This window comes from Streptomyces sp. NPDC085460, from assembly GCF_044541975.1.
Taxonomy (GTDB): Bacteria; Actinomycetota; Actinomycetes; order Streptomycetales; family Streptomycetaceae; genus Streptomyces.
Genome location: NZ_JBITTO010000003.1, coordinates 121,993 through 137,579 on the forward strand (window position 1 = coordinate 121,993; position 15,587 = coordinate 137,579).

The following is a 15,587-nucleotide window of genomic DNA, read 5'->3' on the forward strand; positions in this document are numbered from 1 at the left end:
CAGGGGCCGCGGACCACCCGCGCCGTCACCTCCGCCTCCGCCCCGGCCACGGCGCACCGCACCAGCTCGGCGCCCTGGGCGGCGGCCACCCGGGCGGCCGCCGCACACGCCTGCGGCTCGCCCCACAGGGCCCGGTCGGCGGCGGCCAGGGCCGCGAGATCCGCCGCACCGCCGGCCCGGTGCCGTACGGCCACCGCCTGCCCGAGCGCCAGCACCGCGCCGAAGACCACGCAGAGGGCACACGCCGTGAAGGCCGTCCACACCGTCGCGGCCCCCCGGTCACCGGTTCCGCGCCTCACACCGCTCCACCTCCTCCGGCCCCAGGACTGACATCCCCACCGCTCCCGCCCCCGCCCCCGCCCCTGATGCCGTCCTCGGCCATTGCCGCGGCCCCGGCGCGCAGGGTCACGCCCAGCCCGCCCGGTCCCGGCGCGGCCGCCTCCACCGTGACCCGCCACAGCTCCCCCTCCCGTACGACCGCCACCCTGGCGCCCTCGGGCGCGGCGGCCCGGGCGGCGGCGGTGACCGCCGCCGCGGGCTCCGACCGGGCAGCGGCCCGTGCCCCGGCCCTGGCCGCGTCCACGCACCGGATCTGCGCGGCGGACGCCACCAGCGCCCACAGCAGCGCCATCGCGAAGAGCGCCAGCACCGGCAGCACGATCGCCGCCTCCACCGTCACGGAGCCCCGGTCGCCCTCAGAACGGCGCATCGAGGGCCTTCATGACCATCGACTCCAGGGCGCCGGCGACGCTCCCGCCCGTCATGACCTTGGAGAACATCACGGCCACGCCGGCCACCGTGAGCAGCCCGAGCGCGTACTCGACGGTGCTCATCCCGGTGTCGGTCCGCAGTGCGGCCCGCCGGCTCTCCCAGAAGTTCCCCAGCGCCTTCCGCGCCCACGCGTACGTCTTTCCCATCTCGCTCCTCATTCCTTCCGTTCCGTTCCGTTTCTTCGTCCTGCATGTGCGTGCTCAGTGGCCGAGCAGGCCCGACGCCAGGCCGATCACCACCGGGGCCACCCCGACCGCGAGGAAGGCGGGCAGGAAGCACAGCCCCACCGGCGCGCTGATCAGCACCTGGGCCCTGCGGGCCCGCGCGGTGGCGGTGCGGGCGCTCGCCGCTCGCAGCCCCGCCGCGTGCCGGGCGACGGCGTCCGCGGCGGGTGCCCCGGAGACGCCCGCCCGCTCCATGCAGCGGGCCAGCCCCTCGGCGCCCGGTATCGCGCCGAACCTCCCCCACACCTCGGCCGGTTCGCCGCCGAGCCGCAGTTCGGCGGCGGTCCGCAGCAGCCGCTCGCCGAGCGGCCCGCCCATCGACCGCCCCACGGCTTCCGCCGCCTCCCCCGGCCCTGCCCCCGCCGAGGCACAGGCCGCCAGCAGATCGGCCGCCTGCGGCAGTTGCCGTGCCGCCTCCCGGTCGACGGCCGGCACCCGGGAGGCCCCGGTCCGCCGCAGCCACCAGCGGGCGCCGAGGGCACCGCCCGCACCGGCCGCGAGCGCCGCCGGCCAGCCGAGGACGACGCCGGCTCCCAGGACGCCCCCGACGACCGCGACCCGCACCCGGACCGGCACCTCCCGCAGCCCTGCCGCCAGCCGCGCCGGCACCCCTCGCACGGCGGGCCGCGCTTCGGGACGCGCCGCCAGAGCGGCGAGCCGCCGCCGGGTGCCACGCTCCCGCCCCGCCCGCCCCAGCCGCAGCCAGGCACGGCCGAGGAGCCAGCAGAACAGGAGCGACAGCGCGGCCACCCGGATCAGTTCACTCCGCATCGACGCCGCCTCCCCGCACGATCCGCGCGGCCCACCACAGCCCCGCCGCCTCGAGCCCGCAGCCCACGAGGAGGCAGATCGCTCCGGCGGGCGTGTGGAGCAGGACCCGCAGCGGTTCCGCGCCCATGGCCGCGCCCATGCCGATCCCGGCCACCGGGAGGGCCGCGAGCACGGCCACCGTGGCCCAGGCCCCGGCCAGTTCGGCCCGCAGTCCCTCACGCCGCTCCTGCCGCTCGCGGAGTGCCGACTCCAGCCGGTCGAGCCCGGCCGCGAGCCCCGCCCCGCTGTCGACGGCCACCTGCCAGCAGGCCGCAAGGCCGGCGAGCCCTTCGGCGCCCTCCCGGCGGGCCGCCGCCCGCAACGCCTCCGGCACGTCGCCGCCGAAGCCGACCGCGGCGAGCACCCGCGCCTCCTCGGGACCGAGGGCGCCGGTGCGGCGGGCCGCGTAGGCGAGGGCGGGGCCGGGCTGCCGGCCGGCCCTCAGCTCACCCCCCGCGGCCTCGCACAGGGCCACCACCCGCCCGGCCAGCGCCTCGCGCTCCCCGCGCCGGGCACTCGCCCTGAGCCGGGCCCGCACCAGCGGAACCGCCGGCGCCCCCGCGACGAGCGGCAGCGGCGACTCCCCCGCGAGCGCGATCAGCCCGGCGGCGGGCAGACACAGCCACTCGGGCCGCGCCCGGACCGCCGCCCACCAGCGCACCGCGGCCGCCCAGCCGGCCACACCGCTCCCGTGGGCCGTGTCCGGCCCGAGGAGCAGGGCCGCCAGCCGTCGAACCGCCCGGCGACGCCCCGCCGCCCGCCAGAGGGCGAGGAGGGCGCACGCCCAGACGCAGATCACGGCGAACTCCGTGTCCGTCACAGGGCACCTCCGACGAGCGCGCGCAGCCGTGGCCAGCCCCGCTCCCGCTCGAACCCGGCCGGGTCCCAGCGGAGCGCGGGCACCGTCCGTACCAGACCGGCCCGGTCCCGCTCCAGCACATGGACCTCGGCGATCCGGCGCCGCCCGTCGCGGTCCCGCACCAGGTGCAGCACGGCGGACAGGCCGGCGGCGAGCTGGCTGTGCAGGGCGGCCCGGTCGAGCCCGGCGGCCGTGCCGAGCGCTTCGAGCCGCGCGGGCACGTCGGCTGCCGTGTTGGCGTGCAGCGTCCCCGAACCGCCCTCGTGGCCCGTGTTGAGGGCCGCCAGGAGGTCGACGGCCTCGCCGCCGCGGACCTCGCCGACCACCAGTCGGTCGGGCCGCATCCGCAGGGCCTGGCGCACCAGGTCCCGGAGGGTGACCAGTCCGGCGCCCTCCTGGTTCGGCGGCCGGGCCTCCAGCCGGACCACATGGGGGTGGTCCGGTCGCAGCTCGGCCGAGTCCTCGGCGAGGACGATCCGCTCCCGCTCGCCCACCAGACCGAGCAGGGCCGCGAGGAGCGTCGTCTTGCCGGTCCCCGTACCGCCGCTGACCAGGTACGACACCCGGGCCTCGATCAGCGCGCGCAGAACCCGGTCGCCGCCCGGCGGCACGGTGCCCGCCGCGGTCAGCTCGTCCAGGGTGAAGGCGCGGGGGCGCATCACCCGCAGCGAGAGGCAGGTGGAGCCGACGGCGACCGGCGGGAGGACCGCGTGCATGCGGGTGCCGTCGGGCAGTCGCGCGTCCACCCAGGGCCGGGCGTCGTCGAGGCGGCGTCCGGCCACGGCCGCGAGCCGCTGGGCGAGCCTGCGGACGGCGGCGGCGTCGGCGAAGACGACGGGCGCCCGCTCCAGGCCGGCGCCCCGGTCGACCCAGACCCGGTCCGGCGCCGAGACGAGCACGTCGGTCACGTCGGGGTCGGCCAGCAGGGCCTCCAGCGGCCCCGCGCCGGTGAGCTCGCACCGCAGTTCCTCGGCGGCGCCCAGCACCTCGGCGTGCCCGAGCAGCCGGCCTTGGGCCCGCAGCGCGGCGGCCACCCGCGCCGGGGTGGGCTCGGCGCCGCTCGCCGCGAGCCGCTGCCGCACGGCGTCGAGCAGTCCGGCACTACCGGGCCGCACGGCCGGGGTGCCCCCGCGCGGGACGGCCGCCGTCCCGGTGGCTCCCGTCCCGGTCGCCGTCATGCCGCACCTCCGGCGGGCAGCGCGCGCTCCCAGAAAGCGGCGCAGAAGCGGCCGAGCGGCCCCCGGGGCTCGGCGCCCGGCGGTGCGCCCGTGTCCTGGTCGGTCCCGATGCCGGGGTCGTAGGGGAGTTCGCCGGCGAGCGGCAGCCGGAGCGCGTCGGCGACCCAGCGCTCGTCGAGCCCCGCCGCGTACGGCCCCCGGACCACGGCCCGCAGGTCGCGCACGAGCAGGGAGAGGGTGTCGGTGATCCGGTGGGCGGCGGCGACCGCCCGCAGCTCGCCGGGGACGACGAGGAGGCCGAGGTCGAGCTGGGCGAGGGCCTCGGCCCCGGCCTCGTCGACGGCGCGCGGCAGATCGACCACGACGACCCCGCCCCGGCGGCGGGCCGCCGCGAGCACGGACCGCACCGCTTCGGGCGGTACGGCGGCGGTGGGCTCGCGGCCCCAGCTGAGCACCCGCACGCCCCGGGCGGCGGGCAGCGACTCGGCGAGGGCGCCACCGGCCAGGCGGCCCTTGGAGGCGGCGAAGTCGCCCCAGCGCCTGCCCTTCTCCCGCTCGGCCCCGAGGAGCACGTCGAGCCCTCCGCCGAGCGGGTCGCCGTCGACGAGCAGGGTCGGCCGGCCGGTGCGGGCGGCGGCGAGCGCGAGCCCGCAGGCGAGGGTGGAGGCACCGGCCCCGCCCCGCCCGCCGACGACGCCGACGGTCAGCGCGGTCCTGCCGCCGTCTTCGGCGGCGTCCGCGATCCGGTCGACCAGGAGGGACTCGGCGCCCGGCAGCCGCAGAACGCTGTCGGCGCCGATCTCGACGGCGAGCCGCCACACCGCCGGATCGTCCTGGGCGCGCCCGACGAGGACGACCCCGGGCCTCCGGGTGGCTCCCCGGCAGCGGGCCGCCACGTCCTCGCCGACCAGGACGAGCGGGGGATCGGTCCAGCTCGTCCGTCGCTCGGGCACCCGGTGGTGCACCTCGGGCTCGACGCCGGCCGCGGCGCACAGCCGCAGCAGGTCGTCGAGGAGGACGACGTCCTCGGTGACGATCAGCGGGCCGGGCCCGCGCACCCCTTCCCCGTCCGGCGCCCCTTCTCCGTCCCGGGCTCCTCCGACCCGGGCGCCGTCCCCACGCCACGCTCCCTCGCGGTCCCGCACCCCTTCGCCGTCCCTGATCCCGCCCCCGCCGCGCTCCGCCCGCGAGACGCGCACACCCCGCCTCGCGTCCTCGCGTTCCGCTCCGCCCGTGCGGGAAGCCGTCGGCTCCTGCATCGCGCCCACCCCTCTCGTGATTCCTGCCGGCCGCGAACTTCGCGACGGGAATCACGGTGAGGCCGCCGGGGAAATCGTGCGGAGCCCACCGAAAAACTGTGGACAATCCACCGCCTGTGAATAACTCGATCACCCGGCCGGGGGATGCCCCGGAACGCACCCTGCCGGTTACTCTGAGTGACGAATCGAGGGATCGCCAGGCCGGGGGCGGCCGGCCACACGGCGACACGAGAGAGGGGAGCGAGCGATGGCTCAGCGAGTGAAAACGGGTCCGGACATGCGACGACCCCCGCCGGGGGGGAGAGCGGGGGTCGTCTCTCCGGCCGACTCGGGGGGGGGGAGGAGCCGGTCCGGGTTAGCACGGTCGCGAACGATCCGTGACTTCCATGGTGTACCCGAGAGCCTTCTCAGGCAAACCCACGCGCCCCAGCGTACGCCGAATGGCGGGCACCTATGCTCAGCGTTGTGGAAAACCACTCCTTGCCGCGCGCAGCGGCCTTCTTCGACCTGGACAAGACGGTCATTGCGAAGTCATCGACGCTGACCTTCAGCAAGTCCTTCTACCGGGGCGGACTGATCAGCCGCCGCGCCGCCCTGCGGACGGCCTACATCCAGTTCGTGTTCCTGGTCGGCGGGGCCGATCACGACCAGATGGAGCGGATGCGCGAATACCTTTCCGCGCTCTGCAAAGGCTGGAACGTGGCCCAGGTCAGGGAACTCGTCGCCGAGACCCTGCACGACCTGATCGACCCGATCATCTACGACGAGGCCGCCTCGCTGATCGAGGAGCACCACGCCGCCGGCCGCGACGTCGTGATCGTGTCCACCTCCGGTGCCGAGGTGGTCGAGCCGATCGGGGAGATGCTCGGGGCGGACCGGGTCGTCGCCACCCGGATGGTGGTCGGCGAGGACGGGTGCTTCACCGGCGAGGTGGAGTACTACGCCTACGGCCCGACGAAGGCCGAGGCGGTCCGCGAGCTGGCGAAGTCGGAGGGGTACGACCTCTCCCGCTGCTACGCCTACAGCGACTCGGCGACCGACCTGCCCATGCTGGAGGCCGTCGGACACCCGTACGCGGTCAACCCGGACCGGACGCTGCGCCGCGAGGCGGTCGCCCGGGAGTGGCCGGTGCTGGTGTTCAACCGGCCGGTGCGGCTCAAGCAGCGGCTGGAGTTCCGGATGCCGCCCCGTCCCGCGCTGATGGCCGCGGCGGCCGTGGGCGCGGCGGCGGCCACCGCCGGGCTCGTCTGGTACGCCACCCGCCGGCGGCACCGGACCGCCACGACGACGGCGACGGCCCTCGCGGGACACTGACCGCTCCCCGCGCTCCACACGGCCGGACCCGCCCGCCCCGCCCCGCCCGACCCGGCCTCGCGCCACGCCGGGCGGCACGCGGTCGGACCCACCCCACCCGGCCGCGCCTCCCCGGGCTCCACGTGGCCGGACCGCCCGCCAGCCCCACCTGGACGGACCCGCCCGGACAGACCCGCCCCGCCGGGCCGCCCGGACAGACCCGGACCCGGACCCGTCCGGACAGACCCGCCCCACCGGGCCGCCCGGACAGACCCGGCCCCGGCCCCCCGGCCCATGGCCGACCCATCCCGCCCGGCCTCCCGTCCCCGCGCGCTCCACGTGGCCGGACCAGCCCCCGCCGGGCCCGCCCCACCCGACCCGGTCGGACCCGGCCCCCGGCCCCCGGTGAGGCCCAGCTCGCCCGGCCTCGCCGCCCTGTGGCGCCTGTGGGCTTCCCGGGCGTCCGGAAAGAGCGCAAAGAAGCGGATCCACCACTTTCGCTTATCGGCGGACAGGAGTAGAAAGGAATCAGGCCCGCGAGACCTGGGACATCCGAGAGGATCACCTGTTGAGCATCAAGGCCCCACGGACCTGACGCACAAAAACCTGGCACCCACGCGACGTCGACCCGTCGATTACGGGCCAGCCGCACCAGGCGAAGGGCAAAGCAACCCCGCCTGATGGGCACATATCGAGGACGCTTGGTAACTGGGTGGACGTGCCAGCGGCGGTACTGATTTCTGGTACCGCCGCAACCCATGTCCGGGGGTTTTCTCAGGCGGCGCCGCGCTGGAGCGCCTCGCAGACCGCCGTCGACTCGCGGACGCCGAGTTCCACCGCGCGCCCGCAGTGCGCGATCCACCCGCCGACGCCCTCCGGGGTGCCGGTCAGGTACCCCTCGAAGGCCGCCGCGTAGGCGGCCCGGCCCTGTTCGGCGTGGCCGACCTCGGCGGGGCAGATGCCCTTGGGGTCGAGGCCGCTGCCCTCCAGGACGATCCGCTCGGCGGTCCGGGCGACCAGGCCGTTGTGCGAGGTGAAGGGGCGCAGGGCGAGCAGTTCGCCGTGGACCACGGCGGACACGACGAGTGCCGGGGCCTCGCTGCCGGCGACGACGAGCCCGGCGAGTCCGTCCAGCCGGGCGGCGACCTCGTCGGGGCTCGGCAGGGGGGCCTCGATCAGCGGTTCGACGACGGCCTCGCCGGCCTGGCGGGGGCGGCCCGTCGAGTCCTCGTGCTCGCCCGCGGCGACCAGGTGCAGACGGGCCAGTACGCGGAGCGGCGACTGGCGCCAGATGGAGAGCAGTTCGCCCGCCTCGGCGCTCAGCCGGAGGGCGGCGCCGACGGTGCGGGCCTCGGGGTCGGCGCTGAAGTCGGTCCGGCGGCGGACCTCCTCAAGGGCCCAGTCGGCCCCGGCGAGCGCGGCCGAGCCGCGGGCGCCGCGCAGCGCAGCCTCGTGGGCGATCTCGTTGCTGCGGCGGCGCATCACACGGTGGCCGTAGACCCGGTCGACGGCCTTGCGTACGGAGTCCACCGCGTCGGCGACGCCCGGCAGGGTGCCGAGGGCGGCCAAGGGGTCAGAGGCGTGCGTACTCATAGGTAGGGAGGCTACGCGCCTCGGGGGCCCGCCCCACGAAGGAGTGGTCTTCTTCATAGAGCTTGACCACTCGACGCAGTCATACCGCTACGCTAGGTGAACATGAAGATCGCTTTCGTCGGGAAGGGCGGCAGCGGCAAGACGACGCTGTCCTCGCTCTTCGTCCGCCACCTCGCCGCCACCGAATCGCCCGTCGTCGCCGTCGACGCGGACATCAACCAGCACCTGGGGGCCGCGCTCGGTCTCTCCGAGGAGGAGGCGGCCGCGCTGCCCGCGATGGGGGCGCATCTGCCGCTCATCAAGGAGTACCTGCGCGGCAGCAACCCGCGGATCGTCTCCGCCGAGACGATGATCAAGACGACGCCTCCCGGGGAGGGTTCGCGGCTGCTGCGGGTCCGCGAGGAGAACCCGGTGTACGAAGCGTGCGCCCGGCCGGTACGGCTGGACCCCGGCGAGGTGCGGCTCATGGCGACCGGGCCGTTCACCGAGGCGGACCTCGGCGTGGCCTGCTACCACTCGAAGGTCGGCGCGGTGGAGCTCTGCCTGAACCACCTGGTGGACGGGGCGGGCGAGTACGTGGTCGTCGACATGACGGCGGGCTCGGACTCGTTCGCGTCCGGCATGTTCACCCGCTTCGACATGACCTTCCTGGTCGCCGAGCCGACCCGCAAGGGCGTGTCGGTGTACCGCCAGTACAAGGAGTACGCGCGGGACTTCGGCGTCGCCCTGAAGGTCGTCGGCAACAAGGTGCAGGGCCCGGACGACCTTGACTTCCTGCGCCAGGAGGTCGGCGAGGACCTGCTCGTCACGGTCGGCCACTCGGACTGGGTGCGCGCCATGGAGAAGGGCCGGCCGCCGCGCTTCGACCGGCTGGAGCCGGAGAACCAGCGCGCGCTGGGCGCCCTGCGGGAGGCGGCGGACGACGCGTACGCGCGCCGCGACTGGAGCCGCTACACCAGCCAGATGGTCCACTTCCACCTCCGCAACGCGGAGAGCTGGGGCAACGCCAAGACGGGGGCCGACCTGGCGGCGCAGGTCGACCCCGGCTTCGTCCTCGGCGAACCCACCGCCGCCGCCCGCTGACGGCGGTACGACGGCGACCCGCCACGGCGATGCGTCAGCAGCCGCCCCGTCGGCGCCGCGTCAGCAGCCCTCCGTCGGCGCCGCGTCGGCAGCCCGCCGAACCGTCACGCCCCGGCGACCGGCTTCTTCTCCTGCGGTGCCTGCGGCGCCTGAGGAGCCTGAGACGCCGGCGGTGCCTGGGGTGCCTGGGGTGCCTGCGGCAGGGGCTGGGGGGCGAGGAAGGCGGACCAGCCGCCGGGCGGGGCCTCGCCCACCTTCAGGGTGCGCATCTTGGCGATGACGGACGGGTCCTGGGCGTCGAGCCAGTCCGCGAGCTGGCGGAAGGAGACGCACTCGACGTCCTTCTGGACGCAGACCGTGGCGATGGTCTCCTCGATGGCGCGCATGTAGGTGCCGCCGTTCCAGGACTCGAAGTGGTTGCCGATGACGACCGGCGCCCGGTTGCCCTGGTAGGAGCGCTGGAACGCCTGGACGAGGCCGTCGCGCATCTGGTCGCCCCAGTACCGGTGCATGCCGGGGTCGCCCTGGGTCGTCCCCGGTGACTGGTTGACCATGAAGTTGTAGTCCATGGACAGGGTCTGGAAGGCGCGGCCCGGGACCGGGACGAGGTGCATGGACAGGTCCCAGATGCCCCCGTCCTTCTCCGGCCAGATCTGGTCGTTGACACCGCTGGTGTCATAGCGGAAGCCCAGCTCGGCGGCGGCCTTCACGAAGTTCTCGCGCCCCTCCAGGCAGGGCGTGCGGGCGCCGACGAGCTCCTTGTCGTAGTCGAAGGGGAGCGGCTGTTCGGCGCGCAGCCCCGAGTTGGTCTTCCAGTTCTTGACGAAGGACTTCGCCTGCCGGATCTCGCTCTTCCACTCCTCCACGGACCAGGTGCCGACGCCGCCCTCGGCGCCGCAGAAGTGGCCGTTGAAGTGGGTGCCGATCTCGTTGCCCTCCAGCCACGCGCCGCGCAGCTCGCGCACGGTGGCTCGGATGCCCTCGGTGTCGTTGAAGCCGATGTCGGAGCGGCCCGCGTTGTGCTGCGGCGGGTCGTACATCTCCCGCTTCTCCTCCGGCAGGAGGTACACGCCGCTGAGGAAGTACGTCATGGTGGCGTCGTACTTCTTGCCGACGGTCCGGAAGTGGGAGAAGAGCTTCTGGCTGTCCTCGCCGGCGCCGTCCCAGGAGAAGACCACGAACTGCGGCGGGGCCTCGCCCGGCTTGAGCCGCTTCCACTGCGGCTGATGGGGCTGGGCGCCGGTGTAGGCGGTGGAGCCGTCGCCGATGAGCCGGACCTGGTTCTCCGGCGCGGCGGCGGGACCCTTCTTCCCGGCACCGGCACCGGCCTCGGCCCCTGCCCCGGTCCCGGCTCCGGGAGCGCCCTTGGCAGGGCCGGCCGGCTCCGAGCAGCCGGCGAGACCGCCGATCAGGGCGACGGCCAGGGCGCCGGCGGCCAGCGCCTTCCTCCGGAACGTACTTCCTCGCGCTGCGGCTGACATCCGCCCACCTCTCTCCTCCGACGACGGACCGGTACCGACGACGCGCCGGTACCACCGGCCACGGGCCAAGAGCCACGGGCCACGGCCCGCGAGCTACGACCACGAGCGGCGTCAACGTCGCACCGCACCCGTCGGGGAGATGAAACGACAAGCGGTCTTTCATCCTCCAATCACCGGAATCAGTGAACCGTTGCCCCGTTTGCCCTGAAAATAATGCCGGAGACTTTACTCTTCGTTACGATTCATTTACCCAGAGTTGAGGTACCCGTTCGGCCCCGGAGGAGACCGGATGACCCTCTGCACCCCCGCCCGCACCACCAACCGCCCCCGCGTCCAGCGGCCCCACAGCCCACCCGGCGGCGGCCGGCGCTTCCGCCCCGCCGGCGCGGACGTCTCCGCGTCGATCGCCGTCTTCCTGATCGCGCTGCCGCTCTCGCTCGGCATCGCCCTCGCCACCGGAGCCCCGCTCCAGGCCGGACTGGTCGCCGCCGCCGTGGGCGGTCTGGTCGCCGGCCGGCTCGGCGGCTCCCCGCTCCAGGTGAGCGGGCCCGCCGCCGGCCTCACCGTCGTCACCGCCGAGCTGATCCAGCGGTACGGCTGGCGCACCACCTGCGCCATCACGGTCCTCGCCGGACTCGCCCAACTCGCCCTGTCCGCCCTGCGGGTGGCCCGCTCGGCGCTCATGGTCTCGCCCGCCATCGTGCATGGCATGGTGGCCGGCATCGGCGTCACCATCGCCCTGGCCCAGCTCCACATCGTCCTCGGCGGCACCCCGCAGAGCTCCGCCGTGGCCAACGTCCTCGGTCTTCCCGCCCAGTTGGCGGACGCCGGGCCCGCCTCGCTGGCCATCAGCGGGCTGACCGTCGCCGTGCTGCTCTGCTGGCCCCGGCTGCCGGGCCGCGCCGGCGCCTGGGCGCGCAAGGCGCCCGCCGCGCTGGTCGGTGTCGGCGGCGCGACCCTGCTCGCGGTGGCCGCCGGGCTCACCGTGCCCCGCGTCGACCTCCCGTCCTGGAGCAGCCACGCGCTGCCCGGGCTGCCCGACGGGCCGGTGCTCGGCATCGCCGCCGGCGTGCTCACGATCACCCTGGTCACCAGCGTGCAGTCGCTGCTGTCCGCCGTCGCCGTCGACAAGCTCGTCGCCGCCCGCCCGGACCGGGGCCGGGGCATCCCGCGCACCGCGCTCGACCGCGAGCTCGCCGGACAGGGCGCGGCCAACATGGTGTCCGGGGCGCTCGGCGGCCTCCCGGTCGCCGGGGTCGCCGTCCGCAGCGTCGCCAACGTCTCGGCGGGCGCGGTCAGCCGCGCCTCGACCATGCTGCACGGGCTGTGGATCGTGCTGGCCGCGCTGCTGCTGGTGCCCGCCATCGACCTGATCCCGCTGGCCGCGCTGGCCGCGCTCGTCATGGTCGTCGGCATCCAGATGGTGAGCATCACCCACATCCGTACGGTCACCCGCCACCGCGAGGTCGTGGTGTACGCGGTCACGCTGACCGGCGTCGTCCTGGTCGGCGTCCTGGAGGGCGTCGCCCTCGGCATCGCCGTCGCGGTCGCCGTCGCGATGCACCGGCTGGCCCGGACCCGGATCACCCTGGAGGACCACGAGGGACGCCGCCTGGTACGCGTACGCGGCCAGTTGACCTTTCTCGCCGTGCCGCGGCTGACCCGGGCGCTGCACCAGATCCCGGCGGGCTCGGCGGTGACCGTGGAGCTGGACGGCTCGTTCATGGACCACGCCGCGTACGAGACGCTGAGCGACTGGACGGCCGGTCATCTGGCGCACGGCGGCACGGTCGAGACGAGGGGCCCGGCCGGAGGCCGTATCACCCCCTCCCCCGGCGCCCGGACCTCCGAGGCGGCTCCCCCCGCGGACCCGGCGCCGTCCCCCCACGCCTGCTGCCGCCCCTGGACCCCCTGGCACAACCACCAGTGCGCCGAGCGGCCCGCGCCGCCGCCCGAGCCCGCCGTCGAGGAGGAGCGATCCCGGCCGACGGGCCATCAGCTGGCGCACGGCATCGGCAAGTTCCAGCGGAACACGGCGCCGCTGGTCCGGGACGAGCTGGCCCGGCTGGCCCGGGAGGGCCAGACCCCCTCGCAGCTCTTCCTCACCTGCGCCGACTCCCGGCTGGTCACCAGCATGATCACCTCCAGCGGTCCCGGCGACCTCTTCACCGTGCGCAATGTCGGCAACCTCGTCCCGCTGCCCGGCGAGGAGAGCGGCGACGACTCGGTGGCGGCGGCGATCGAGTACGCGGTGGAGGTGCTGCGGGTGCAGTCGATCACCGTCTGCGGGCACTCCGGCTGCGGCGCCATGCAGGCCCTGCTCGGCGCGGGGCCGGACGAGCCGGCGACCCCGCTGCGCCGCTGGCTGCGGCACGGCCGGCCGAGCCTGGAGCGGATGGCGAGCCGTCGCCACGCGTGGGCGCGGATCTCCGGGCGGCTGCCGGCGGACGCGGTGGAGCAGCTCTGCCTCACCAACGTGGTGCAGCAGCTGGAGCACCTGCGGGCGTACGAGCCGGTGGCCCGGCGGCTCGCGGACGGCAGTCTCACCCTGCACGGGATGTACTTCCACGTGGGCGAGGCGCAGGCGTACCTGCTCTCCGGGGACGAGGTGCGCGGGTACGACGACGTCTTCGACAGCGTCCCGCCGGCGGTCCTGGCGGCCCGGGCCTCCTGACCGCGGCCGCCCCGCGCCCACCCCGCCCCGCGCGTCCTGAACCTTTCGCGGTGCGCGTCCGTGAGACTGTGTGGCCCCTTCTCCCTCCGCTCGGGACGAAGGGGCCACCGTCCGTCAAGACACTCACAGGTCTAAACCAATTCCCCGGAGACTCTTGTCACCCGGGGCATTGGGCTGATGAGCTATGACGCGGGACACATACGCACAGAGGACGCCCTGGGAAAGGGAGATGTCGTGAGCAACGAAAGCCTGGCCAATCTGCTCCGGGAAGAGCGCCGCTTCGCGCCGCCCGCCGAGCTGGCCGCGCACGCCAACGTGACGGCGGAGGCGTACGAGCAGGCCGAGGCGGACAGGCTGGGCTTCTGGGCCGAGCAGGCCGAGCGGCTGAGCTGGGCCACCCAGCCCACCGAGACCCTCGACTGGTCGAACCCGCCGTTCGCCAAGTGGTTCGCCGACGGCGAGCTCAACGTGGCGTACAACTGCGTCGACCGGCACGTCGAGGCCGGCCACGGCGACCGGGTCGCGATCCACTTCGAGGGCGAGCCGGGCGACAGCCGCGCGATCACCTACGCCGAGCTCAAGGACGAGGTCTCCAAGGCCGCCAACGCCCTGACCGAGCTGGGCGTCCGCAAGGGCGACCGGGTCGCGGTCTACCTGCCGATGATCCCCGAGGCCGCGATCACGATGCTGGCCTGCGCCCGCGTCGGCGCCGCCCACTCGGTCGTCTTCGGCGGCTTCTCCGCCGACGCGGTGGCCTCCCGCATCCAGGACGCGGACGCCAAGCTGGTCGTGACCGCCGACGGCGGCTACCGCCGCGGCAAGCCGTCCGCCCTCAAGCCGGCCATCGACGAGGCCGTCGCCAAGTGCCCGACGGTCGAGCACGTCCTGGTGGTCCGCCGCACCGGCCAGGACACCGCCTTCACCGAGGGCCGCGACGTCTGGTGGCACGAGCTCGTCGAGCGCCAGTCCGCCGAGCACACCCCGGAGGCGTTCCCGGCGGAGCACCCGCTCTTCATCCTCTACACCTCGGGCACCACCGGGAAGCCGAAGGGCATCCTGCACACCTCCGGCGGCTACCTCACCCAGGCCGCGTACACCCACCACGCCGTCTTCGACCTGAAGCCGGAGACCGACGTCTACTGGTGCACCGCCGACATCGGCTGGGTCACCGGCCACTCGTACATCGTCTACGGCCCGCTGGCCAACGGCGCCACGCAGGTCATGTACGAGGGCACCCCGGACACCCCGCACCAGGGCCGGTTCTGGGAGATCGTGCAGAAGTACGGCGTCACCATCCTCTACACGGCGCCGACCGCGATCCGCACGTTCATGAAGTGGGGCGACGACATCCCCGCCAAGTTCGACCTGTCCAGCCTCCGCGTGCTGGGCTCGGTCGGCGAGCCGATCAACCCCGAGGCGTGGATCTGGTACCGGAAGCACATCGGCGGCGACCGGTGTCCCATCGTGGACACCTGGTGGCAGACCGAGACCGGCGCCATGATGATCAGCCCGCTCCCCGGCGTGACCGAGACCAAGCCGGGCTCCGCGCAGCGCCCGCTGCCCGGCATCTCCGCCACCGTCGTCGACGACGAGGCCCGCGAGGTGCCGAACGGCGGCGGCGGCTACCTGGTGCTCACCGAGCCGTGGCCGTCGATGCTCCGCACCATCTGGGGCGACGACCAGCGCTTCATCGACACCTACTGGTCCCGCTTCGAGGGCAAGTACTTCGCCGGCGACGGCGCCAAGAAGGACGACGACGGCGACATCTGGCTGCTCGGCCGCGTCGACGACGTCATGCTCGTCTCCGGCCACAACATCTCGACCACGGAGGTCGAGTCGGCGCTCGTCTCGCACCCCGCCGTGGCCGAGGCTGCCGTCGTCGGCGCCGCCGACGAGACCACCGGACAGGCGATCGTCGCCTTCGTCATCCTGCGCGGCACCGCCAGCGAGGACGACACCCTCGTCGCCGAGCTGCGCAACCACGTGGGCGCCACCCTCGGCCCGATCGCCAAGCCGAAGCGGATCCTCCCGGTGGCCGAGCTGCCGAAGACCCGCTCCGGCAAGATCATGCGCCGGCTGCTGCGCGACGTGGCGGAGAACCGGGAGCTGGGTGACGTCACCACCCTGACCGATTCGTCCGTGATGTCGCTCATCCAGACGCAGCTGCCCGCCGCGTCCAGCGAGGACTGACAGCGCCCGACCGCGCCGGAAAGGCCCGTCCCGAGGCTTCGGGGCGGGCCTTTCCGCGTGCTGGTTCCGACGCGACGAAAGCCTCGTATCTCCCTAAAGTGATCCTCGCCGGACACACCTCGGGCTCGTTAGGTAAAGTAAAGAACGCGTCAGGAACGCGACAGAAAGACCT

The 15,587-nt window shown here is 74.7% G+C and carries 12 protein-coding genes and 1 pseudogene; 4 read left to right on the top strand and 9 right to left on the bottom strand.

Translation table 11 applies throughout. The annotated features are described in order from the left end of the window. Positions 1–29: 29 nt before the first annotated feature. The 7 genes and pseudogenes from ACIGHB_RS08345 to ssd form a co-directional block, all read right to left on the bottom strand. A pseudogene (locus ACIGHB_RS08345) lies at positions 30–299 on the bottom strand (Rv3654c family TadE-like protein); the annotation flags it as partial. Beyond that, on the bottom strand, positions 296–709 hold the full coding sequence (locus tag ACIGHB_RS08350) for a TadE family type IV pilus minor pilin (RefSeq protein ID WP_399910674.1): 414 nt from the start codon (positions 707–709) through the stop codon (positions 296–298). The pseudogene ACIGHB_RS08345 and the gene ACIGHB_RS08350, both read right to left, overlap by 4 nt. Then, positions 696–917, bottom strand: a complete 222-nt coding sequence (locus tag ACIGHB_RS08355; protein ID WP_360322004.1) for a DUF4244 domain-containing protein — start codon at positions 915–917, stop codon at positions 696–698. The genes ACIGHB_RS08350 and ACIGHB_RS08355 overlap by 14 nt, the downstream gene beginning before the upstream one ends. 54 nt (positions 918–971) lie before the next feature. Beyond that, the gene (locus ACIGHB_RS08360) at positions 972–1,766 is read right to left on the bottom strand and encodes a type II secretion system F family protein (protein ID WP_399910677.1); all 795 of its coding nucleotides are present in this window, start codon (positions 1,764–1,766) and stop codon (positions 972–974) included. Further along, on the bottom strand, positions 1,756–2,625 hold the full coding sequence (locus tag ACIGHB_RS08365) for a type II secretion system F family protein (RefSeq protein WP_399910680.1): 870 nt from the start codon (positions 2,623–2,625) through the stop codon (positions 1,756–1,758). The genes ACIGHB_RS08360 and ACIGHB_RS08365 overlap by 11 nt, the downstream gene beginning before the upstream one ends. After that, on the bottom strand, positions 2,622–3,842 hold the full coding sequence (locus tag ACIGHB_RS08370) for a TadA family conjugal transfer-associated ATPase (RefSeq protein ID WP_399910683.1): 1,221 nt from the start codon (positions 3,840–3,842) through the stop codon (positions 2,622–2,624). Before ACIGHB_RS08370 ends, ACIGHB_RS08365 begins: the two co-directional genes overlap by 4 nt. After that, entirely contained in the window at positions 3,839–4,900 is a 1,062-nt protein-coding gene (gene ssd / locus ACIGHB_RS08375) for a septum site-determining protein Ssd (RefSeq protein ID WP_360306810.1), read from the bottom strand. The genes ACIGHB_RS08370 and ssd overlap by 4 nt, the downstream gene beginning before the upstream one ends. Before the next feature lie 654 nt (positions 4,901–5,554). On the opposite strand from ssd, the gene ACIGHB_RS08380 reads away from it, so the two are divergent. Continuing rightward, positions 5,555–6,415 (top strand): HAD-IB family hydrolase, encoded by an 861-nt coding sequence (locus ACIGHB_RS08380; protein ID WP_360306813.1) that lies wholly within the window; start codon positions 5,555–5,557, stop codon positions 6,413–6,415. Between the two features lie 753 nt (positions 6,416–7,168). Here ACIGHB_RS08380 and ACIGHB_RS08385 read toward each other — a convergent pair. Then, positions 7,169–7,987 carry an oxidoreductase gene (locus tag ACIGHB_RS08385; protein WP_360306816.1) on the bottom strand — a complete coding sequence of 273 codons (819 nt, stop codon included), beginning with the start codon at positions 7,985–7,987 and terminating at the stop codon, positions 7,169–7,171. A gap of 102 nt (positions 7,988–8,089) precedes the next feature. Between ACIGHB_RS08385 and ACIGHB_RS08390 the strand changes: the two genes are divergently transcribed. Beyond that, a complete protein-coding gene (locus ACIGHB_RS08390; RefSeq protein ID WP_399910687.1) occupies positions 8,090–9,070 on the top strand; it encodes an ATP-binding protein in 981 nt (326 codons plus the stop codon). Between the two features lie 104 nt (positions 9,071–9,174). Here the strand turns inward: ACIGHB_RS08390 and ACIGHB_RS08395 are convergent, their stop codons facing one another. Further along, positions 9,175–10,551 (bottom strand): hypothetical protein, encoded by a 1,377-nt coding sequence (locus ACIGHB_RS08395; protein ID WP_399910690.1) that lies wholly within the window; start codon positions 10,549–10,551, stop codon positions 9,175–9,177. Between the two features lie 289 nt (positions 10,552–10,840). Between ACIGHB_RS08395 and ACIGHB_RS08400 the strand changes: the two genes are divergently transcribed. Both ACIGHB_RS08400 and acs read left to right on the top strand, forming a co-directional pair. Next, positions 10,841–13,225, top strand: a complete 2,385-nt coding sequence (locus tag ACIGHB_RS08400; protein WP_399910692.1) for a SulP family inorganic anion transporter — start codon at positions 10,841–10,843, stop codon at positions 13,223–13,225. 234 nt (positions 13,226–13,459) lie between these two features. Next, entirely contained in the window at positions 13,460–15,415 is a 1,956-nt protein-coding gene (gene acs, locus ACIGHB_RS08405; RefSeq protein WP_360306828.1) for an acetate--CoA ligase, read from the top strand. Positions 15,416–15,587: the final 172 nt, after the last annotated feature.